This is a genomic window from Nostoc sp. JL31 (genome assembly GCF_017114965.1).
GTDB lineage: Bacteria > Cyanobacteriota > Cyanobacteriia > Cyanobacteriales > Nostocaceae > Nostoc > Nostoc punctiforme_A.
On record NZ_JABXKO010000040.1, the window covers coordinates 167,528 to 190,062 of the forward strand.

The window sequence follows — 22,535 nt, forward strand, 5'->3', positions numbered from 1 at the left end:
TCGTGTTTTAGTTAGATTTCTGAGTATCTCTAACCAAATTATTTAACTCTTCCTGCATTTGACTTTGAACTATTTCATAACAAGTATTCACATAGTTACGATCTCTAGCTGCATCTTGACCATATCTTTCAAAAGTAATTGGATGACAGACACGAGTGTGAATCTGCACAGGTAGAGGAATATTTGGCAGAGGGCCAATAGACAAGCCCCAAGGTAAACCTAAGTAAATTGGGAAAACTCCAGGGTCAATTTGATATAACCACGGCAATCCCCACTGATGCAATTGTTTGACGAAATCATAACAATCACATAAGACTATCAAGCTATCATGAGCGCCTACCGAGATTACAGGAATAATCGGAACTTCTTGTTTTAAAGCCAGCTTGATAAAGCCCTGATGACCGGCAAAATGAATTTTATGGCGTTGGCTATGAGGACGAAACATATCATATTGTCCTCCAGGATATACCAGAACGCTAGCACCCTGATCAAAAGCCGCGCTAGCCATTTTGGGATGTGCAACAATTGCTCCGAATTTCTGGGCTAATCCTGCTATTTCTGGACTCACTTTCCAAGCGTAAGGGTGCATTAAACCATACACCAAACGCTCGGTTCCAAATCTAGAAAACCAATCGTACATCATCATTATTAAATCTGGAGAAGCCATTCCACCATTATGAGATCCAACCAGTAGTACTTTCCCTGTTGTTGGGATGTGATGCCATCCATCAGTTTTTACTTGAAAGTAATAACGGTAAAACCATTCCCATACAGGCATCAGTAATTCAATAAACTGAGTATCTCGTTGTGTTAATGACTGATGAATCTTTTTTGAGAATTCTGATGTTAAAGAATTGTCAGCGCTGACAGAAATTTTCTCTACCTGTTTTGGAAATTCCATAATGAGTCGCTCATCTTCTATCACTCTTGCAAGTATCTCTGCAACTGCTCTAAATTTCAATGCCTCAAAAATTTTTTCCCTTTCTCAACAAGATTGATACTAGTCTTGGTGGTTTATTTTGATCTTGTTCATGCCACCATTCTTTGAAGTCTTCAAGTAGGAAGCCATGAACTTTCGCTGCGTTAAAAAAGTCTGATAAATGATGAATAAATGCAGGTATTTTAATGAATTCTTGCTGTCTTTTAAAATTAGCTTTTGTTCCTTGATATTGCTTAAATGGATGAAGCTCACAGATAAAAAAGTATCCTTCTTTGACTAATACACGAGATGCTTCTGAAAATATTAAACTGAGGTCTTCGATGTGTTCTAAAACCAGATTACAAGTGACTAAATCGGCATACTCATTATGACAAGTCCATTGCTTGGTAATGTCTTCTGTAATAAACATCACATTAGCTGACCTTACTTTCTCTTTCGCCTTTTCGATCATCTGTGCTGAAAAATCGATCGCACAAACTTTCAGAGCAATTTGTGAAAGCAAAAGTGTATTTTTACCTGTGCCACAGCCAATTTCCACGACTGATTTACACCTCAAACTCATCAAGGTTTCTCTGGTGACGGTTTGATCGAGATCGCGCGTCAGATTTTCGTCAGCATCGTATGTGGCTGACCAATAATCGTATGCTGCTTGAATACTCATATAGCTTCATTTTACCGAGCAAAGGGTATCATACGTATTCATCATTCCTATTTCACCATGCGATCGCACAGTCCGAGTATAAGTGCTGCCGCAAATGCCGCTATTGTCCGAACGTGGTTCCAGAACGTCCAGTTGGTAAGATATCTAGCCCATAGGTTCGCGCCTTCAGTGCTGTCTGGTTTGGCGATCGCTAAGGCATCATTCAGCGGCACATTAAAGGCGATCGTTACTAGAACGGTACCAATGAGATAGAGCAAGCTACCGATAAGCAAATAGGCAGCGCCAGGTTGATGCCACTTTAACACCGAGGAAACTGCTAGAAAGATGCAAGCCGCAGCCGTTCCGAAGAGTGCCAACATGAACAACGGATTGATCGCGGTGATATTGATGGATTGCATGGCGATAATGCCCTCCTTTGGCTGGAGTCGTGCAAGGGCATTCATCACGAAAGTCGAGAAGGCAAAGAAGACGCCAGCCACCAATCCGCAGCCTAGTGCTGTGAAAAGCGTCAAAGGGAAGCGCAAATTGTCAACAAATATCATAAAGCCTCCTGTTAATTACTGCCCAAGCCTTATTCGCAGATGGTGTTATGTCACAATACGCTTGGGTTAAGGGTTATTGGTGTAGATGATTGGTCTTTGCAAGACGCGATAAATCGCGTCTCTACAATCTGGGTTTTGGGCTTATCCGATCGGACATGATATTATTTTATTTGCTGTTGATCCCACTTCTACTCTTATTACTCCGTTGCGACGCAAGCAGTTTGTTTGACGAGCGATCGCACTGCCTCGACAAACTACACATTGCTTGTAAATCTGCTAGATAACTAGTGAGATAATTACGGCAAAACAAATATCTTAGCTGTATAGCTTGGCAAGTCAGTCACGAAACCATCCTCTCCAGATTTCGCTTCCTGATTACTAACCCAATCTCGCCAATACTCAGCAGTTGGGAAGTCTAAAATTTTATATTGATTTAGATTTTGATCGGAGAAATTTACCACGACGACGATATGAGAATTCTGCTCATCCCAACGGGTGTAAGCCAGCACTTTCTCAGCTGCATTTTCGTAGAAAAACTTAATATTGTCACTTTGCAAAGCTGGAGTTTGCTGGCGTAGAGCAATCAGCTTTTGATAATACTCAAACAAATCATGATTCTGGTCGCTTGACAATAAAGACCAATTAATCTTGCGCGGCTTAGTCACATCTTCGCTTTTTTGCTGGTATTCGCCAAACTCTTCTCCCATCCACAGCATCGGTATACCCATTGCTGTCATTAACAAAGCAGCAGCTAACTTGGCTCGTTCAAATGCGGCTGTGTCAAAGATGCCGCAATTGCCTAATTCTCGTAATACACGTTCGCGATCATTGGTTGCCAAATAATTAATTACATTGGTTGCGATCGCATAACCCTGCTGTTTAGGATCTAAAATCTGCTTGAGTTGTTCTAATTCAAATGATTTCCCACAAATATATGGAACTAAAAAGTAGCGAAAACTCTCATGCCAACAAGCATCTAATGGGCCATCTGGCTTGACTACAGTGTTTGTATCGGGAATATGTTCAGCAATGTTGTAAAACTGTTTGGGTGCAGCATAGTTTTTCGCTTCCTTAGTCAGCCAGTTGAGAAATTCAAAGTTAGCCAATTGTCGCACTGCATCAAAGCGAATTCCATCAATGTGATACTCCTGAATCCAAAATTTTACCACATCGCCGATGTATTCCCATGCAGGTTTAATATTTAAGTTTTTGTCGTAATTATCATAGTTAAACTCTGGCCCCCAGTAATTACCTGGGTCTTCAGGATAATGTTTATGTTCGTAGTACCAGTAATTTCGGTCAATTAGGATTAAAGGGCATTCTTCATCTGTATGGTTATAAATTCCATCCATAAAGACGCGAATGCCTCTACCATGACACTCGTCAATCAACCGCTTTAAATCTGCTGTTGAACCGTAACTAGATTCTGTAGCAAAGAAGTGGCGAACTTTATAGCCCCAGTTATAATCACCAGGGTACTCATTAACTGGCATTAATTCAATTGCATTAATTCCCAATTCACAAAGATAATCTAACTTAGCAATTATCCCTAAATATTTGCCTTTCTCGTTAGAGTCAACTTCATCACCAGTAAAATCGGCAACGTGCATTTCGTATATGACTAATCCCCGATTGTCAGGCAACGGTATCTCATCGTGTTGCCAAATGTAAGTATCAACAACGCATTGACCGTCTTGAATGCGTACTATGCTGTATTTTTTTGTTTCATTAACATCTGTTGCTTTAGGATCAATGACATCTATCCATTCATCAAGTGCAAAACTTGGGCTTTTAGTTTGAATACGAAATTTATATTGATAAACGCCGTCTTCCAGTTTGATTTTGGTGCGAAAATAACCATCTTCACTTTTTGACATGGGAATTTCTTTCCAATCTGAAAAAGACCCCATTAAAGATGCTCCTTTGTTACGAGGAGCAAATAATGTAAATTCAGTTAAATTTGCCATTTTCACACGTTTAAATTTTAGCTAGTTATAGTCACTAAAATTAGTGTGTAATATAAAAGAGTTTGCAGCTTCTTTCTTAAGTATTATCAATATTTTCCTAATGTGCTGGACTTCAACCAGATATTGCGATCGCTATGATTGTAGCGATGCAATGATTATTTACCAATATCTTCATTCCAAAGTTCGGGGTTAGTTTCAATAAACTCACTCATTATTTGTTCGCATTCGTCAAGATTAAGATCAATTACGTCCACACCGTGAGATACCATAAATTCTTTAGCACCAGGAAAAGTTCTAGATTCTCCAGCGATGACTTTTTTAATGCCAAATTGTACCACTGCCCCAGCGCATAGGTAACATGGCATTAAAGTTGAATAGAGTGTAGTACCTCTATAACTGCCAACTCTTCCAGCATTGCGGAGACAATCGATTTCGGCGTGGGTAACAGGATCGCCGTCTTGCACGCGTTTATTGTGTCCTCTGCCGAGAATTTTGCCATCCTTCACAAGAACCGAACCAATGGGAATTCCACCTTCTTGTCTGCCTTGTTTTGCTTCTTGAATTGCAGCTTCCATAAACTCATCCATATAATTCTCCTTTTATGACAAAACAACTGGTATTAATGGATCACGATGGCGGTGTAGATGATTATCTGGCAACTATGCTGCTGTTGACGATGGATCATATTCAACTCCTTGGTATTGTCGTCACTCCAGCAGATTGCTACGTTCAACCGGCTGTTAGCGCCACACGTAAAATTATAGATTTGATGGGATTTTCTCATATCCCGGTAGCAGAAAGCACTGTGCGCGGTATCAATCCATTTCCTACTCTCTATCGCCGTGATTCGTTTATCGTTGACCATCTCCCCATTCTTAATCAAAGGGAAACCATCACTACGCCTTTGGTTGCCGAAACAGGTCAAGATTTTATGATACAGGTGTTGCGCGAGGCATCAGACCCCGTAACGTTGATGGTAACTGGGCCGTTGACCACCGTTGCAGTAGCTTTGGACAAAGCACCGGATATTGAAGCCAAGATTCAAAAGATTGTGTGGATGGGAGGTGCGTTAAATGTTGGTGGTAATGTAGAAAAAAGTTTAGAAGCAGGACAAGATGGTTCTGCCGAATGGAATGTTTATTGGGACGCAATTTCAGCAGCGCGGGTATGGCAAACCCAAATTGAAATTATTATGTGTCCTTTGGATTTAACTAACAATGTCCCAGTCACATCAGAGTTAGTATACAAAATGGGACGACAACGCCACTATCCCATCTCTGATTTAGCCGGACAATGTTATGCACTAGTTATCCCCCAAGATTATTATTTTTGGGATGTGCTGGCAACGGCTTATTTGGGACATCCAGAATTTTATCAATTGCGCGAATGGGAAACAGAAATTATCACTACTGGTCTTAGTCAGGGGCGTACTAAAGTAGTTCCTGGTGGTCGGAAAATTTATGCGATGGATCAGGTAGATAAAGAGGCTTTTTATGCTTATATATTGCAGCAATTGGCAAGGTAAAAACTAAAAATAAAAAATTAAATTTAAATATCTGTCAGCTTGAAATAAGAGGATGATTATGCTAATTTTAATTATTATTAAATCTCGTTCTAAGCTGTGGGAAGTCTGTGCTAAGGAAATACACAAAATTAACACTTAACTATTCGGTGTATGAGTACGGTCAGTCTTTGGTAATACATGCAGACTGTTTGGAATGGCTGAGTATAATTCCTGAGTGCAGCATTCACGCGATCGTTACTGATCCTCCCTATGGAGTCAAAGAATATGACTTTGACCAATTAGAGAAAAAAGAGAATGGTAAGGGAGGAATTTGGAGAATACCACCATCTTTTGATGGAAATATACGTTCTCCTTTGCCGCGTTTCACAGCCCTTAATGATAAAGAAAGAGCCAGCTTATATCGTTTCTTTTTGGAATGGGCAAAAATAGTTATTCGACCTATATGCCCTGGTGGTCACATATTTATTGCATCTAATACTTTCCTGTCTCAGTTAGTTTTTCAAGCATTGGTAGATGGTGGACTTGAATATAGAGGAACAGTTATTCGGTTAGTAAGAACATTGCGTGGAGGAGATAGGCCGAAAAATGCTGAAGAAGAATTTGACGGCGTTTGCTCAATGCCTCGCGGATGTTTTGAACCCTGGGGAATCTTTCGTAAACCTCTTTTAAAAGGAATGAGGGTTAGTGATTGTCTCAAAGAATTTGGAACAGGAGGTTTAAGAAGAAAGCCTGACGGTAATCCTTTCGAGGATGTTATTTCTAGTGAACGCACTCCTCAAAGAGAACGCAGTATTGTAGAGCATCCCAGTCTTAAACCACAATCCTTTCTAAGAAAACTAGTTTACGCGTCTCTTCCATTAGGAAAAGGTATTATTGTAGATCCTTTCATGGGATCTGGTTCTACGATTGCAGCAGCAGAAGCTATTGGATATCCAGGGATTGGGATTGAGCGATACAAAGATTACTTTGAAAAAAGCCAAATCGCTATTCCCAAATTGACAACAATACAAACAGAAGACTATCAAACTGCTCTAGAAATGTGATGGATTTTCATATATCCAGTTACTCTTCATCTTCCGAAAGCCATTTTTATTAACACTTGCTGTAATTGTACGGCGGCTAGTTGAAGAACGACCAGAAAAAGTCCAATCATCCTCGTTGAGTTTAGCCGCATATACAGCTCTAAAAACAAAAGGCTTTGGCTCTATATACTGATAACCTGTAAACCTAAAAAAAGAGCCGCTACAGTTCCTGCAACAGAAATTTCTCCCTGAATAATTTTATCTAAAACTGATTCTACAGGAATAAATACAACTTCAATCTCTTCTGTAATATCTAGTTGTTGTTCTCCAACTTTGCTCACATTCTCTGCTAAAAATAAATGTATTTGATTGGTATCTTTACTCGGTTTATCGTATAAAGTTCCAATTTTTATAAATTCTTGGGGAATATAACCAGTTTCTTCTCTGAGTTCTCTAATTGCTGCTACTTCGGCACTTTCTTTTGTCGGGTCAAAATTCCCTGCTGGTAGTTCCAAGAAAAATTCACCTACGGCGTGTCTATATTGCTGGACAAAAATAATTTCTCTATTACTAGTGATAGGTAAAACCATCGCAACGTCAGGCTTAATACTGACAAAGTAATCATCTATAATTTTACCATTTGGTAATTCTATTTCATCTTGCCTAACCTGACACCAAGGATTATCTAAAACCATTTTTGATTTTAAAATCTTCCATTTCTTTAAGTTGTTCATAAACTAAGAAAAAATAAAATGTATGTATAAAAACTTTGTAATGAATGTAAAAAAGTATAACAGATGCATCCGATAATCTAAACTTTGAACTTACACTGGCTTTTGCTGTTAGCATAATATGTATAAAAAGTATGCAAATAAATGTAAAATTATTTACAGTAAATAAGAGATTTCCGTTGACCATTAGTCGGGGTACAACGGCACAGACAACTAATGTATGGGTGAGAATTTCACAAGATGGGATCGAAGGTTGGGGGGAAGCATCGCCATTTGGTGTAGGTAATCATCGGCAATCAACTGATGCAATCAAAGATGCTTTAGAGCAAGTTGTGCCACTGTTGCAAACATTCAGCCCTTTACAACGTCAGGAAATTGAGCAAGTTTTAATACAAAACCAGGTTCCTTCTGCTGCAAGAGCTGCCTTAGATATGGCAATGCACGACTGGCTGGGTAAGCGCGTAGGTTTACCCTTGTGGCAACTTTGGGGACTCGATCGCAATCAAATAGTCCCGACTTCAGTCACAATTGGGATTAATTCACCTGAAGGCGCTAGGGCGAGAGCGCGAGACTGGTTACAATTTACCGATGTCCGTCTTTTTAAGGTGAAGCTAGGTAGCCCAGATGGCATAGATGCAGATCAAAAAATGCTCTTAGCGGTGCGAGAAGAAGCGCCTGAACTAGAATTTTTTGTTGATGCTAACGGCGGCTGGAGTTTAGAAGATGCGATCGCCATGTGCAATTGGCTGGCAGATTTAGGTATAAAGTATGTAGAACAGCCATTGCCACGAGGAGAGGAAGCAAGTTTAGCAAAACTCAAAGAACACTCTCCCCTCCCGATTTTTGTCGATGAGAGTTGTTTCACAAGCGCTGATATTCCCGATTTGGCAAACTACGTAGATGGCATTAATATCAAACTGATGAAATCAGGGGGACTAACAGAGGCAATGCGAATGGTACATACAGCACGAGCATATCGGTTGCAAGTAATGTTCGGTTGCTATTCTGACAGTTCGCTAGCTAATACAGCAGCATTACAGCTGGCACCACTAGCTGATTATTTAGATTTAGATAGTCACCTGAATTTAATTGATGACCCTTTTACGGGTGCATTGCTAAAAGAAGGAAGAGTTTTGCCAAACGATTTACCAGGCTTGGGAGTACAACACAGTGCGTCTATCACTTAATCAACGAGTAGCTATCTTGCTTCATGAAGGGACTATTGGGACTCACGGCAAAACAGGGCTAGCAATTTTACGTTACAGTGAAGCCCCAATCGTAGCCGTAATCGATCGCGAGTGTGCTGGTAAATCCCTACCAGAATTAACAGGTCTCAAGCGTGATGTGCCAATTGTGGCATCGGTAGCCGCAGCCCTAGAGTACAAACCAGAAGTTTTAGTAATTGGTATTGCTCCAGGGGGTGGTGCTGTACCAGATGATTACTGGCTGGAAATTAAAGACGCTTTAGAAGCGGGAATGTCTTTGGTGAATGGTTTACATACACCAATGGCAAGTATCCCAGAATTAAATGCACTGCTCAAACCAGGGCAATTAATTTGGGATGTCCGAAAAGAACCGTCTAATATTAGTGTTGCTAGTGGAATGGCACGTACTCTTCCGTGTCGGCGGGTGTTGACAGTGGGAACCGACATGGCGATTGGTAAAATGTCAACTAGCCTAGAGTTACATTGGGCGTCAAAACTACGGGGCTGGCGTTCTAAATTCCTCGCCACAGGGCAAACTGGGGTAATGTTAGAAGGAGACGGCGTGGCTTTAGATGCCGTGCGGGTAGATTTTGCCGCCGGTGCTGTGGAACAAATAGTTATGCGCTATGGCAAAAACTACGACATCTTGCATATTGAAGGACAAGGTTCACTGCTACACCCTGGTTCAACGGCAACTCTACCCCTAATCCGTGGTTCGCAACCAACCCAACTAGTTTTGGTACATCGGGCGGGACAAGTTCATGTACGTAATCATCCCCATGTAATCATTCCACCTTTACCAGAGGTGATTCGGCTGTATGAAACTGTTGCTAATGCTGGTGGTGCTTTTGGAAGTGTATCTGTAGTGGGTATAGCGCTGAATACAGCCCATTTAGATGAGTCTGCGGCTCAAGAAAGCATCGCTCAAACAATAGCACAAACGGGGCTACCTTGCACCGATGTAGTCCGCTTTGATGCCAATGTGCTGCTAGATGCGGTGATGAAGAATTAGCGACTGTAGAATACCTTAACCCTGACCAGTTTTAAATTTTGAATGTCTCCGAACGCGAACAGCGTCTCTAAGAATTGGGGCTGACTGCTACGCTAAACTTATAGCACTGAGACACTTGCTGCCATGTCTGTCGCCCAAGATTTAGAAACCTCAGAAAATGTTATATTTCCCCCAGGGGATTTATATAGTAACGAACCGCCTTTGGAAACTGACTTGCATCGGTTGCAAATGACACTACTCATCCAATGTTTGGAGTGGTTGTGGCAAAATCGTCAAGACTTTTACGCATCGGGTAATCTCACCATCTACTATAGTCCACGCCAGCGCAAATCAGAAAATTTTCGGGGGCCAGATTTTTTTGTCGTACTGGGAACTGAACGCAAACCCCGCAAAAGTTGGGTTGTCTGGGAAGAAGATGGCAAATATCCCAATGTAATTATAGAAATTATCTCGGATAGCACAGGTGAAACTGATAAAGGCTTAAAAAAACAAATTTACCAAGATATATTTCGCACACCAGATTACTTCTGGTTTGACCCGGAAACGTTAGAGTTTTCAGGGTTCCATTTGCTGGATGGTGAATATCAACCGCTAGAACAAAATCCCCAAGGCTGGTTATGGAGTCAACAGCTAGGTTTATATTTAGGGGTTGCTCAAGAAAAGTTACGCTTTTACACTCCTGAAGGAGAACTGCTTCCCACACCCGAAGAAGTGGCACAACAAGAGAAGCAACGCAGCGATCGCTTGGCAGTAAAACTGCGAGAATTAAATATAGATCCAGATACTATTTAACTTCCACGCTGCTTGCTTGTGCCTGTTGGCTCGAATCCTATGGATCTTCAGGAAAAACCCATTTTGGCGGTTCCGTCATTTTTTTCCGCAGACGTTCTTGTGCCAACTCCAGCATTTTGTCTAAGGGAGTCTCTTCAATAAATTTTGCGGCTGACTCTCTAAACTCGATATTGGGGCATTTATCCCCTAAAACACACCCGTTAACACAGGCTACAGCGCAGTTAATCTTTTGCTCCACAGTGAATTCCTCTCTCTAAAAGTTATGAGTTATAAGTTGTGAGTTATGATTTTCATCTCTAACTCTTCACTCTTAACTCTTTACTATCAGGCATGAACTACAAGTAAATTTTACCTTGCCAGTTGGTATCTCATTAGTCTAAATACTTACCATTTAGAAAGTTATGAGTTATGAGTTATGATTTTTACTCCTCACTCTTAATAAAGGGCGCTCATGTCAGAACTCTTTGCTACTACTGGAACTATAGCCGCGATCGCCACTGCTGTTGTCCCCCAACAGGGTAGTGTTGGTATTGTGCGGGTGTCCGGTTCTCAAGCAATGGCAATCGCCCAAAGTCTCTTTCATGCACCAGGGCGACAAGTTTGGGAAAGTCACCGGATTCTCTACGGTTACATTCGCCATCCCCAGACGCAACAAATAGTGGATGAAGCCTTGTTGCTGATTATGAAAGCACCCCGTTCTTACACCCGTGAAGATGTAGTAGAATTCCATTGCCACGGGGGAATTATGGCAGTGCAGCAGGTGTTGCAACTGTGTTTGGAAAATGGGGCTAGACTAGCGCAACCGGGAGAATTTACTCTCCGCGCCTTTTTGAATGGACGATTGGATTTAACTCAAGCCGAAGGTATTGCCGATTTAGTCGGAGCTAAATCGCCCCAAGCTGCTCAAAGTGCTTTAGCTGGTTTACAAGGAAAATTAGCTCATCCAATTCGGCAGTTACGCGCTAACTGTTTGGATATTTTGGCGGAAATTGAAGCTCGGATTGATTTTGAAGAAGACCTTCCGCCGTTGGATGATAAAGCGATCATATCAGAAATCGATAAAATTGCCGCAGAAATAACTAGGTTATTGGAAACCAAAGATCAAGGTGAGTTGCTACGAACTGGTTTAAAAGTGGCAATTGTTGGGCGTCCGAATGTGGGTAAGTCGAGCTTATTGAACGCTTGGAGTCGGAGCGATCGCGCCATTGTGACTGATTTACCTGGTACAACCCGCGATGTTGTCGAATCTCAGTTAGTTGTCGGGGGAATTCCCGTACAAGTGCTAGATACAGCGGGGATTCGGGAAACAACAGACCAAGTGGAAAAAATTGGCGTCGAGCGATCGCGTCGTGCTGCCAATGCAGCTGATTTAGTTTTGCTTACCATCGATGCTTCCGCAGGTTGGACAGAAGGCGATGAAGAAATTTATGAAAAGGTGCAACACCGTCCATTGATTATAGTGATTAACAAAATCGATTTAGTAGAAGAAAGTGATAGGAAAAGTCTTCAATCCAAAATCCCAGTTGCGCTGGAAGCGCACCAAGGTGGCGACTCAAAATCTAAAATTGTCACAGCCGCAGCCCAAAATCAAGGTATTGATGCTTTAGAAACAGCAATTTTAGAGATAGTCCAATCAGGAAAAGTACAAGCTGCTGATATGGATTTAGCCATTAACCAAAGACAGGCAGCAGCCTTAACTCAAGCTAAAATTTCTTTGGAACAAGTGCAAGCAACAATTGTTCAGCAGTTACCTCTTGATTTTTGGACAATTGACTTACGAGGTGCAATTCAAGCTTTAGGAGAAATTACCGGAGAAGAAGTAACAGAATCAGTTTTGGAGAGGATTTTTAGCAGGTTTTGTATTGGAAAATAAACTAGAAAAATTTTTATTTAATTTTACTTTCGTTTAACTTAATCTACTATTGATAACTAAATGTACATCTCAATTCGTCAAGCAACTATACAAGATACGGCGATCGTTTCGGATGTGCTATTAGAAGCAGCTTTGTGGCTCCAGCAGAGTGGTAGGCTTATGTGGCATGAGAGTGAGGTTTCGCCAGAAAGTATCTCTAAAGATGTTGATAACGGCTTGTTTTTTATTGCTGAGTGGGCAGGTGAATCAGCTGGTACAATCAAGTTTCAGCTAGAAGATTTAGTGTTCTGGTCTGACATTTCTCAGGAAGAGTCAGCATTTGTACATCGCCTTGCAGTTCGACGAAATTACTCTGGCGGTAAAGTCTCTTCAGCACTTCTAGCTTGGGCTGTTGAACATGCACGAACACTTGGTAGATATTATTTACGTCTAGATTGCGACGCTTCACGCCCACACCTCAGAGCAGTATATGAACGTTTTGGTTTCCGTCATCACAGCGATAAACAAGTTGGTGTTTATTTTGTCTCTCGCTATGAATATAAAATACCTCCACAATTTACCTTCTAATTTTTTAACCCATGCAATAGGAGTTATAAGTTATGAGTGATGAGTTATGAATTTTTAACTCATCACTTATAACTCATAACTCATAACTCATTTTCTGTAGCGATCGCTCTTGAGATATTGCTAACAGTTGCCGCCAGTTGCACTGTAAAGGTAGAACCTTCAGATAATTTACTTTTTACAGAAATAGATCCACCACAGCGCAGCAGCAATTGCTGTACTATCGTTAACCCTAACCCAGCACCACCATAATCTTCGGTTGCTGCTGTACGCACGCGATAAAATCGATCGAAGATTTTGGGAATTTCGTTTTCGGCAATACCAATACCTGTGTCGCGGAATTCTAATTGGACATAATCGCCTTGAGTACGGGCACGCACCCATACTTGACCTCCATTAGGGGTAAACTTAAGGCTGTTGTGTAGCAGATTAATCACAATTTGCCTTAGCTTACCACTCACGCACCAAACAGGTGGGAGTTCAGTCGGTACGGTGTAGGCTAGCATAATTCCTTTTTCTTGGGCTACAGGTTGGTAGGTACTAACTACTCCAGGTACTATATCTGAGAGACGCACCAACTCCAAAGTCGTCCCCTCCAAATTCCGTTCTAGCTGCACCAGTTCCAAAAAACCAGCAATCAGGGAGTTTTGCTGATCGCACTGGGTATTTAACATTTGTAAATAACGTTGTCGTTGTGGTGGTTTAAGATTAGGGGAATTTAATAACGAAAGTGCTGTCTTCATGTGCGTCAAAGGTATACGCAGTTCCTGACAGACATTTTTCAGGTATTCATCTTTGAGTTGCTCTTTGTTGTGCAGTTCTTGATTTTGTTGCTCCAACTTATTAGTGCGTGCTGTGATGATTTGACGATTAATTTCATCTTGTCGGAGGAGTTGTTTTGCCAACAGTTGATTCATAAGTGCGGCTTGGGGCACGGTTGGGCAAATAAAACTAGCAGGTAAAATTGAGGATGATTCTGGCGCAATCGCTTGTTGGATACTATTTAATACTTGCTGAATTACTCTCCCCTCAACAGTAGTTATAATCAGCAACGGCTGGTTTTTATTAGTATTTCCCTTCCCCGATGTCTGATTTTTGCGTTTTTTAAGTGGTCGATGAGCTAAAATTAAACTGCAAAACTGGGGCGATAACACCATCAGAAAGTTTTCCCGTCGAATTTGGCTATCTGGTGGTAGATGAACGGGGACATAATGAGATGATGGGGATGAGGGAGATGAAGAGATATTTAATCTTTCCTCTCCCTTGTCTTCCCCTGCTTCGCCTTTCCTACTCTCCTCAATCTGGCAAGTATAAATGAGACTAGACGCACCTACCGAGGATTGATAACGCGCTAATTCTGATTGCCAAATTTTATCTGGTGGTAGCTTCACCCAGAGAGTGGCTGCAATTTGCTGCTCAATGAGTAAGTCAATTTGCGCTCTCACCAGTGATAGCAGAGTAGCAGGACTGAGGGACAATGGTTTAGGAGGCATTTGCACTCCCATAACCAGTTGATAAACAGACAGATCCTTAACCAGAGAAACATTCATGAGTCAAGCACAACTTGGATGAAGCAAGAAATAATTCTGTCTTCGATTTTCACCTTTATGTGTGCATTTTTTACAAAATTCCCACGGAAAGAAACATTAACTATAAAAAACTCTATCTACAAGGGGACAAGGGGACAAGGGGACAAGGAGAATAACTCATGCCCAATGCCCAATGCCCAATGCCCAAATTAAGCTTGTACTTTAAGTCTTTGCTGTAAAGCGTCGCGGGCGTGTTCTCGGTCGTCAAAATGGATTTTTTCGGTACCGAGAATTTGATAGTCTTCGTGACCTTTACCAGCAAGCAATACTCCATCACCGGGTTGTGCTTGTAAAATAGCGGTACGAATTGCGATCGCTCGATCGCAAATTACTGTTGGCTGCACTGTGTCAGCTATTCCCGCCAAAATATCTTGCAAAATCCTTTCTGGGTCTTCAGTCCGGGGATTATCTGATGTCACTACTGCCACATCAGCTAACTCAGCAGCGATTTTACCCATTTTTGGGCGCTTGGTGCGATCGCGATCGCCTCCACAACCAAATACACAAATCACTTTACCAGGTATAAACGGACGTGCAGCTTTCAGTAAATTTTCTAAGCTATCGGGCGTGTGGGCATAATCCACAATCACGCTAATATCTTGCTCAGTACTAATCTGTACCCGTTCCATCCTTCCGGGAACTCCGGGGAACTCAGGTATCACAGATGCCACTAACTGCAAATCTAGCCCTAAGTGCAAAACTGCTCCTACGGCTGCTAAAAGATTTTCTAAATTATATTGTCCGACTAGGGGCGATCGAAAAGCCACGTCACCTTTTGGTGTATGTAATGTCCCACTAACACCATTTGGCTGGTAACTTAAATCGCTCATCCATAAATCAGCGCTGTTGTCGTTGACGCTGTAACTCCAAACCCGTTCGGAATCCAACGACGTAATTAACCGCTTACCGTAGGAATCATCAGCATTAATTATTGCCCGTCCCTTGAGATAATTAGGACTAAACAACAATGCTTTGGCAGCAAAGTAATCTTCCATATCGCTGTGATAGTCGAGATGGTCTTGAGTAAGATTACTAAATACCGCCACCTCAAATTCACAACCCAACACTCTACCTTGAGCCAAGGCGTGAGAACTGACTTCCATCACCCCGAACTCACTCCCAGCCTTTACCGCCTCTGCTAGCTGCTGTTGCAGTTCCACTGCAAAGGGCGTAGTGTGGGCAGCAGTTTGCTCAAAACCTGCCCAACGAGTGTAGAGAGTTCCCATCAAAGCTGTAGCTAAATTAGCTTTGTTGAGTAGAAATTCAATTAGATGAGTAGTTGTAGTTTTGCCATTTGTACCAGTCACACCTACCAACTTGAGTTTTCGCCCTGGATAACCGTAAAAAGCACTGGCTATTTGGGCACAAGCTTGAGTGATATTACTTGAACTAATGACCACAGCCTGATTTGTGGGAGGATTTTTTTGTGCAGCTTCGGGAGAAACGATCGCAGCTACAGCCCCTGATGCGATCGCACTTTGCCAAAATTCTCCACCATCAACCCGCGTTCCTGGCATCCCGATAAACAAATCTCCCACACGACAAGCATGAGAATTCGTCTTTAAACCCCTAACTTCCACATCCTCTAAAGTTGGATAACTAGGCAATTGCTCAACACTGTCTACCGCTGTTAGTAATTCCCGCAATTTCATTTTGTGAACCTCGTCACATTCTTGATCTTGCGCTTATTCTGCATTATTTTTTTCTAATTGGCTAAATATTTACGCAACATTTGCTCTAACTGCTGCACACTAGCACGAGGAGAAGGACGCGGCAATGGTTTCTCACGCCCCTCTGCGTCCTCTGCGCCTCTGTAGTTCGATAAATAAAGCACCGGCACCTCATACTCATACGCAGCAAACCAATCTTCACGCGTTGTAATATCCCTAACTTCCAACTCGAAACTGAGATTTTGGATTTGTTCTAGCTTTTCTTGCAAACCTTCACATAAATGACAGCCGGGTTTACTGTATAAAATTAATCGCATTCTTTATTTGAGTTGGTGCAAGAAGTTATAAGTTTAGAATAACGTAGACGCTTCGGGTTGTCGCAGGCTACCGCAGAGGGCACGTAGGAGAAGGGTAAAAGCTCATTGATTCATGAAAGAAGTCTAATGACCAAATTCTGTGACAATGATTAACAACCAACCAGAATACTGTATCTAAGCTACTCATGAGCCAAAGTTCTCAAAACAGCCCTTTACCTGGCAAACCTGTTCAATCATATTTCCAGTGGTTATACGCCTTCTGGAAATTCTCTCGCCCTCACACAATTATTGGTACAAGTCTGAGTGTTTTGGGTTTATATTTAATTGCCATTGCTATAAGTAGAGACGCGATTAATCATATCTCTACAGACGCGATTCATCACGTCTCTACGTATTCCCTATTCCCTGTCTTCGGTGCATGGATTGGTTGTCTGTGTGGCAATGTTTATATTGTGGGGCTGAATCAATTAGAAGATGTGGAAATTGACAAGATTAATAAGCCTCATTTACCCTTAGCGTCTGGTGAGTTTTCCCAGCAAACTGGGCAATTAATTGTTGCTTCTACTGGGATTTTGGCGCTAGCTGTGGCGTGGCTAACTGGCCCGTTTTTATTGGGTATGGTAGCAATTAGTTTGGCCATTGGTACTGCTTATTCTTTACCGCCAATTCGCTTAAAACAGTTTCCCATTTGGGCGGCGCTGTGTATTTTTTCGGTGCGCGGTACGATTGTTAACTTAGGGCTATATCTGCATTACAGTTGGGCGTTGCAACAAAGCCAAACAATTCCGCCTGTGGTTTGGGTGTTGACATTATTTATTTTGGTGTTTACCTTTGCGATCGCTATCTTTAAAGATATCCCCGATATGGAAGGCGATCGCCTCTACAATATTACTACTTTCACCATTAAACTTGGGCCCCAAGCTGTGTTCAATCTGTCTCTTTGGGTAATAACTGCCTGTTATCTGGGAATAATTCTGGTTGGGGTGCTACACGTTGCTTCAGTTAACGCTATATTCCTGGTAGTTACTCATTTGGGGCTGTTGGCTTGGCTGTGGTTGCGGAGTTTGACGGTAGACTTACAAGAGAAAAGTGCGATCGCTCAATTCTACCAATTTATCTGGAAACTCTTTTTTATGGAATATCTGATTTTTCCTATCGCCTGTCTTTTGGCTTAGACAATGCTAGAAACCTTTTCCACTAGTTCGATTATCGCTGCTGTTGTAGTTGTTCTGAGTCTGTCAATCCTTGGTTATTTCGCTTGGAAAACTTTGATAACTTCAGACTTGTTTCAAAAAGGTATCAATCTTGCCCAAACAAAAGATTACCAAGGTGCAGAAGCGGCTTTTCGCAAAGTGATTTCCCTCAACTCTACTAATGATGTAGTGCGCTTGTTTTTGGGAGATGTTTTAAACCAGCAAGGACAAGTAGAAGAAGCAACAGAATTATTTCGGGAAGTAATTCGCCGCAGTCCGAAAAATCCTGATGCTTACTTGCGTCTGGCTAATATCCTCATGCAGCAAGAGCGAGAAGAAGAAGCTAAAACTAACCTGCAACAAGCTAAAGATTTATTACAAAAACAGCGCCAACCTGAAAAAGCTAAAAAAATCACTCAACTGTTAGATAAAATGAGTGCTAAGTCAAGTGAATCTTAACTTTAATCAGAATTGCAGAGATTAAATTTTCCTGTTGTGTCTCCTAATTTTTTACCATTCCCATCATCATGGTGAGAATGGTTTTTATTTGGTAATTTACTATTGTATACCATAATTATGTTGACCAATGTCTTCACAGCTCTTACGATTGCAATCGGATGCGCCACAAGCTCCATAGCCACAATTAATTCATTTAGGCTTTAGAAGAAAAAATATTGGGAATTTTAAATGATTTATGTTTGCAAAACAGCGATGATACTAACAACCTTTTTGTTTTGGAAAGACATATTTTAGTTTATTTATGCAGTACAGAAATTAGACACACTGTCTCACTAATATTTTGGTACTAGAATAGTATTCAGCAAGGGTAGAGATTTAGTAGTAGATTTTATAGATTAAACAATCCAGTCTTTATGTCAAATATAATATCAGAATTGTGGACTAACTTTTTGACATCAGAATCATTTATTCCACATGGACACTGCTATCTATGGCAAACGAATTTAGTTTGGTTACACATATTATCTGACGCATTCATTGCACTAGCTTATTACTCAATTCCAGCTACACTCTTCTACTTTGTCCGCAAGCGAAAAGATTTGCCCTTTGATTGGATTTTTTTGCTGTTTAGTGGATTTATCGTAGCTTGCGGTACTACTCATTTAATGGAGATTTGGACACTTTGGCATCCAACCTATTGGGTGTCGGGGTTTCTCAAAGCAGTAACTGCAACAATATCTGTAATTACAGCATTAGAACTTGTGCCTTTAGTTCCACAAGCACTGGCACTTCCTAGCCCTGCTCAATTAGAACAAGCAAATCAAGAACTTCAAACCCAAATAGCCGAACGCTTATCAGTAGAGGAGGAACTGCGAAAATACCAGAATCATCTGGAAGAAATGGTTGCTGTTCGCACCAATGAAATTACTAAGACTAACGAGCAATTACAACAAGAAATTCTTGAACGTCAACGCATCTTAGAAATTCTTCGACAAAGCGAAGAACGCTACCGTTACTTGGCTGAGGCAATTCCTCAACTTGTATGGACAACTAAACCTAACGGTGAATGTGATTTTTTTAATCAAAATTGGTGCGAATACACTGGGCTAACACTAGAGGAGTCTTTGGGTTCTGGTTGGTTAGCTGCATTGCATCCAGATGATGTTCAAAGAGCTGATAAAGTGTGGTCTGATGCTGTAAAAAATAACACTATATATAACAATGAATATCGCTTTAAACGAGCTACTGACGGCTCCTATCGTTGGCAGCTAGCGCGAGGTTTACCACTCAAAGATGAGCAAGGTTTTGTAGTCAAGTGGTTTGGAACCTGTACGGATATCCACGAACAAAAACAAATACTTGAAGAACGAGCGCACCTGCTGGAATTAGAGCAAGTAGCACGAGCGAAAGCAGAAACAGCCAATCGAATTAAAGATGAATTTTTAGCCGTCCTCTCTCACGAACTACGCACTCCACTCAGCGCAATTCTCGGCTGGTCAAAGTTGTTGCAAACCCGCAGGTTAGACCAAACAAAGACATCTGAAGCACTAGCTACAATCGAGCGAAATGCTACCTTACAAGTTCAACTTATTGAAGACTTGCTGGACATCTCCAGAATTTTACAAGGTAAATTGACGCTGAATACCACGAAGATTAATCTAAAGTCTACGATATTGTCGGCACTACAGACAATGCAGTTAGCAGCACAAACAAAGTTGATTGAGGTGAATACAGTATTTGAACCGGGTGTAGGGCAAATTATGGGCGACTCGACTCGTTTGCAGCAAGTCGTCTGGAATCTCCTTTCTAACGCAATCAAATTTACACCCAGAGGGGGAAAGGTAGAAGTGCGACTTCAGGAAACTGATGGCTATGCTCAAATAATCCTTAGCGATACGGGTAAAGGAATTAGCGCTGACTTTTTGCCATTCGTGTTTGATTACTTCCGCCAAGCAGATAGCACCTCTACAAGAAAGTTTGGTGGATTGGGACTGGGATTAGCAATTGTACGTAATATCATCGAAATGCATGGCGGCATTGTCAAAGCAGATAGCCACGGTGAGGGTAAAGGGGCAATATTTACTATTAGCTTACCGCTTCTACCAGATGCAAGTTCAAGGCTGACGGATGAAAAAAACTACCCTGCATTCTTAGCTACTAAATCCTTACCTCTGAATGACATCAGGATTTTAGTTGTCGATGATGATACTGACTCACGAGATTTTGTTGCTTTTGTATTAGAGCAAGATGGGGCTTTTGTGATGACAGCATCTTCCGCTGATGAAGCATTACAAAGTTTAGCAGAAGTCAAGCTAGATGTATTAGTCAGCGATATTAGTATGCCCGATATGGATAGCTATATGTTAATACATGAAGTGAGAACTCGGACACCAGAACAAGGTGGACAAATTCCAGCAATTGCCTTGACTGCCTTTGCGAGAAACAATGACCACGAAAAAGCCCTAAATGCTGGATTTCAGATGCATTTATCCAAACCTCTGAATCCAGAAAAATTAATTGCAGCCATTGTTAAACTGATGGAAACAAAAGTGTCAGCAATTACCTAAAAACCAATACAGTTCAGATAAGCCAAAAACCCAGATGTAGAGCAATACGGTTCAGTTAAGGCTTAACGCTTTGTCAAAGTAAGTTTTCTAACGAACCGCAAAGGGCGCAAAGTACGCAAAGGAAAGAGAAGGAAGAAATTCTTAACTGAATTGTATTGAGATATGGAGACGCGATTGATCATGTCTTGAAAGACCAATCGTCCACATCAATAACTCTTAACCCAAGCCTATTGACCTACAAACGACTTTTTATTTTTAATAAAGCACCAACTATTAGACTTCATTGCATGAATCAAATAGCTTTCACTCTAAATTCCTCTCCCAAGGTTGGAGAGGGGCTTGGAAATGTCTATTGTATACAAATAGCCATTTATATGAGATTACACTTGTATCAAGTTAGCTTAATCACTTATAATTCCTGCTATAACTCCGCCAAAGCTACGCTTTTGCTCCCCGAATAGCAAGTAAGGAAGGGCTAAGATGGGGTATTTTTATGATGGCAATTAGCCGAACTTGATATTAGTATGTAATCCAAGCAGGTAAGGTAATAAAAATGCTGAAAAACAAGAATCTACTGGTAGCAGCTATTATCTGCTTGTGTTTGAGTAATGGGAATACTGCCTTTGGTAAAGATGTTGGCGTTATTTTAGCAAAGATTCAAAATACTCAGTCCGCAGTTATTCGGAACAAAAACGCAGTTGCTAACTTCGAGCAAGGAAGCAATCTCTATAAACAGGGAGATTTAAAAGGAGCGGAGGCGGCTTTTCGGAAGGCAATTGAACTAGAACCCAATTTTGCACAAGCCTATATAGCCTTGGGAAATACTCTCGATGATCGAGGTAAACCACAAGAAGCGATCGCTCAATACAATAAAGCCATTAGTCTCGATCCTCAAGACTCTAGAGCATATTTTAATCTCGGTTTGACTTTAGCAAGACTGAATCAGTTAGAAGCTGCGATCGCACAATATCAGAAAGCCATCAGCCTTGAACCCAAATATGCTGAAGCTCACTATAACTTAGGAAATGCTCTCTACACTCAAGGCAAGCTCACAGAAGCAGTCAGCGAATATACAGCAGCAATTCGCCTTAAACCAGATTATGCCCCGACTTACACCCGTTTAGGCAATGCTCTGTACGATCGAGGTGAGCTAGCAGAAGCAGTTACCCAGTATAAAAAATCTATTAGCTTCGATCCTAACTATGCAGACGCTTACTATTACTTAGGAAATGCTCTCTACGCTCAAGGAAAGCCAGCAGAAGCAATCGCCAACTATACCGAAGCCATTCGCCTCGCTCCGAAAAATCCAGCGGGTTATAATGCTTTGGGAAATACTCTGTACGCTCAAGGCAAGCTAGAAGAAGCGATCGCACATTACAAAAAAGCCATCAGCTTCGCTCCCAACTATGCAGACGCTCACTATAATTTAGCAAGTGCTTTTTACGCTCAAGGCAAGCTAACAGAAGCAATCGCTGGCTATACCGAAGTGATTCGCCTCGATCCCAAACACGCACAAGCTTACACAGGTTTAGGAAATGCAATGGATGATCGAGGTAAACCTCAAGAAGCGATCGCACATTACAAAAAAGCCATTAGCCTTGTACCCAACGATGCATTCACTTACTATAATTTGGGAATCACTTTGGGAAGAGAACAACAACCAAAAGAAGCGATCGTTAATCTCAAAAAAGCCAGAGAATTATTCCAAGCTGAGAAAAACAAGGAGATGGTTGAGCAAGTCGATCGGCTAATCCAAAAAATTAATACCCAAACGAATTGAATATTGGGCATGGGGCATGGGGCATGGGGCATGAAGAGCAGGGGAGCAGGGGAGCAGAGGAGAATAACTACTGACAAATGACAAATGACAAATGACAAATGACAAATGACAAATGACAAATGACAA

The 22,535-nt window shown here is 41.4% G+C and carries 21 protein-coding genes; 11 read left to right on the forward strand and 10 right to left on the reverse strand.

Annotated elements, in window-relative coordinates; translation table 11 throughout:
• Positions 1-7 precede the first annotated feature (7 nt).
• The 5 genes from HWQ43_RS09250 to HWQ43_RS09270 all read right to left on the reverse strand — a co-directional run bounded on the left by HWQ43_RS09250 (position 8) and on the right by HWQ43_RS09270 (position 4,697).
• Positions 8-901, reverse strand: a complete 894-nt coding sequence (locus HWQ43_RS09250; protein ID WP_292732287.1) for a lysophospholipid acyltransferase family protein — start codon at positions 899-901, stop codon at positions 8-10.
• Positions 902-965: 64 nt separating this feature from the next.
• Positions 966-1,601, reverse strand: coding sequence for a class I SAM-dependent methyltransferase (locus HWQ43_RS09255; RefSeq protein ID WP_292732288.1), 636 nt, complete (start codon positions 1,599-1,601; stop codon positions 966-968).
• A gap of 47 nt (positions 1,602-1,648) precedes the next feature.
• A complete protein-coding gene (locus HWQ43_RS09260; RefSeq protein ID WP_366932806.1) occupies positions 1,649-1,999 on the reverse strand; it encodes an anthrone oxygenase family protein in 351 nt (116 codons plus the stop codon).
• A gap of 440 nt (positions 2,000-2,439) precedes the next feature.
• Positions 2,440-4,110 (reverse strand): alpha-amylase family glycosyl hydrolase, encoded by a 1,671-nt coding sequence (locus HWQ43_RS09265; protein ID WP_292732292.1) that lies wholly within the window; start codon positions 4,108-4,110, stop codon positions 2,440-2,442.
• 155 nt (positions 4,111-4,265) lie between these two features.
• Positions 4,266-4,697, reverse strand: a complete 432-nt coding sequence (locus HWQ43_RS09270) for a nucleoside deaminase (RefSeq protein ID WP_292732294.1) — start codon at positions 4,695-4,697, stop codon at positions 4,266-4,268.
• Positions 4,698-4,711: 14 nt separating this feature from the next.
• Between HWQ43_RS09270 and HWQ43_RS09275 the strand changes: the two genes are divergently transcribed.
• Both HWQ43_RS09275 and HWQ43_RS09280 read left to right on the forward strand, forming a co-directional pair.
• The gene (locus HWQ43_RS09275) at positions 4,712-5,635 is read left to right on the forward strand and encodes a nucleoside hydrolase (protein ID WP_292732296.1); all 924 of its coding nucleotides are present in this window, start codon (positions 4,712-4,714) and stop codon (positions 5,633-5,635) included.
• A 107-nt stretch (positions 5,636-5,742) separates the two neighbouring features.
• Positions 5,743-6,678, forward strand: a complete 936-nt coding sequence (locus tag HWQ43_RS09280; protein ID WP_292732298.1) for a DNA methyltransferase — start codon at positions 5,743-5,745, stop codon at positions 6,676-6,678.
• A 161-nt stretch (positions 6,679-6,839) separates the two neighbouring features.
• Here HWQ43_RS09280 and HWQ43_RS09285 read toward each other — a convergent pair whose 3' ends face one another.
• Positions 6,840-7,391: an NUDIX hydrolase gene (locus tag HWQ43_RS09285; protein ID WP_292732300.1), complete on the reverse strand. Its 552-nt coding sequence runs from the start codon at positions 7,389-7,391 to the stop codon at positions 6,840-6,842.
• A gap of 131 nt (positions 7,392-7,522) precedes the next feature.
• Here HWQ43_RS09285 and HWQ43_RS09290 point away from each other — a divergent pair, with 131 nt between their 5' ends.
• The 3 genes from HWQ43_RS09290 (at position 7,523) to HWQ43_RS09300 (ending at position 10,397) form a co-directional block, all read left to right on the forward strand.
• Positions 7,523-8,575: a dipeptide epimerase gene (locus tag HWQ43_RS09290; protein WP_292732302.1), complete on the forward strand. Its 1,053-nt coding sequence runs from the start codon at positions 7,523-7,525 to the stop codon at positions 8,573-8,575.
• Positions 8,559-9,605: a DUF1611 domain-containing protein gene (locus HWQ43_RS09295; RefSeq protein ID WP_292732304.1), complete on the forward strand. Its 1,047-nt coding sequence runs from the start codon at positions 8,559-8,561 to the stop codon at positions 9,603-9,605. Before HWQ43_RS09290 ends, HWQ43_RS09295 begins: the two co-directional genes overlap by 17 nt.
• Before the next feature lie 123 nt (positions 9,606-9,728).
• The gene (locus tag HWQ43_RS09300; RefSeq protein ID WP_292732306.1) at positions 9,729-10,397 is read left to right on the forward strand and encodes a Uma2 family endonuclease; all 669 of its coding nucleotides are present in this window, start codon (positions 9,729-9,731) and stop codon (positions 10,395-10,397) included.
• A gap of 37 nt (positions 10,398-10,434) precedes the next feature.
• On the opposite strand, the gene HWQ43_RS09305 is transcribed toward HWQ43_RS09300, so the two are convergent.
• On the reverse strand, positions 10,435-10,635 hold the full coding sequence (locus HWQ43_RS09305; protein WP_292732308.1) for a hypothetical protein: 201 nt from the start codon (positions 10,633-10,635) through the stop codon (positions 10,435-10,437).
• A gap of 213 nt (positions 10,636-10,848) precedes the next feature.
• Between HWQ43_RS09305 and mnmE the strand changes: the two genes are divergently transcribed.
• Both mnmE and HWQ43_RS09315 read left to right on the forward strand, forming a co-directional pair.
• Positions 10,849-12,270 (forward strand): tRNA uridine-5-carboxymethylaminomethyl(34) synthesis GTPase MnmE, encoded by a 1,422-nt coding sequence (gene mnmE / locus HWQ43_RS09310; RefSeq protein ID WP_292732310.1) that lies wholly within the window; start codon positions 10,849-10,851, stop codon positions 12,268-12,270.
• Positions 12,271-12,330: 60 nt separating this feature from the next.
• Positions 12,331-12,837, forward strand: coding sequence for a GNAT family N-acetyltransferase (locus HWQ43_RS09315; RefSeq protein ID WP_292732312.1), 507 nt, complete (start codon positions 12,331-12,333; stop codon positions 12,835-12,837).
• Positions 12,838-12,917: 80 nt separating this feature from the next.
• Here HWQ43_RS09315 and HWQ43_RS09320 read toward each other — a convergent pair whose 3' ends face one another.
• The 3 genes from HWQ43_RS09320 to HWQ43_RS09330 all read right to left on the reverse strand — a co-directional run bounded on the left by HWQ43_RS09320 (position 12,918) and on the right by HWQ43_RS09330 (position 16,410).
• Positions 12,918-14,384 (reverse strand): DICT sensory domain-containing protein, encoded by a 1,467-nt coding sequence (locus tag HWQ43_RS09320; RefSeq protein WP_292732314.1) that lies wholly within the window; start codon positions 14,382-14,384, stop codon positions 12,918-12,920.
• Positions 14,385-14,572: 188 nt separating this feature from the next.
• Positions 14,573-16,075 carry a UDP-N-acetylmuramoyl-L-alanyl-D-glutamate--2,6-diaminopimelate ligase gene (locus HWQ43_RS09325; RefSeq protein ID WP_292732316.1) on the reverse strand — a complete coding sequence of 501 codons (1,503 nt, stop codon included), beginning with the start codon at positions 16,073-16,075 and terminating at the stop codon, positions 14,573-14,575.
• A gap of 53 nt (positions 16,076-16,128) precedes the next feature.
• A complete protein-coding gene (locus tag HWQ43_RS09330; RefSeq protein WP_292732317.1) occupies positions 16,129-16,410 on the reverse strand; it encodes a glutaredoxin family protein in 282 nt (93 codons plus the stop codon).
• A 185-nt stretch (positions 16,411-16,595) separates the two neighbouring features.
• Between HWQ43_RS09330 and HWQ43_RS09335 the strand changes: the two genes are divergently transcribed.
• From HWQ43_RS09335 to HWQ43_RS09350, 4 genes are all read left to right on the forward strand, one after another.
• Positions 16,596-17,585: a homogentisate phytyltransferase gene (locus HWQ43_RS09335; protein ID WP_292732319.1), complete on the forward strand. Its 990-nt coding sequence runs from the start codon at positions 16,596-16,598 to the stop codon at positions 17,583-17,585.
• A gap of 3 nt (positions 17,586-17,588) precedes the next feature.
• Positions 17,589-18,062, forward strand: a complete 474-nt coding sequence (locus tag HWQ43_RS09340; RefSeq protein WP_292732321.1) for a tetratricopeptide repeat protein — start codon at positions 17,589-17,591, stop codon at positions 18,060-18,062.
• Positions 18,063-18,475: 413 nt separating this feature from the next.
• Positions 18,476-20,629, forward strand: coding sequence for a hybrid sensor histidine kinase/response regulator (locus HWQ43_RS09345; RefSeq protein WP_292732322.1), 2,154 nt, complete (start codon positions 18,476-18,478; stop codon positions 20,627-20,629).
• 553 nt (positions 20,630-21,182) lie between these two features.
• Positions 21,183-22,409, forward strand: coding sequence for a tetratricopeptide repeat protein (locus HWQ43_RS09350; RefSeq protein WP_292732324.1), 1,227 nt, complete (start codon positions 21,183-21,185; stop codon positions 22,407-22,409).
• Positions 22,410-22,535: the final 126 nt, after the last annotated feature.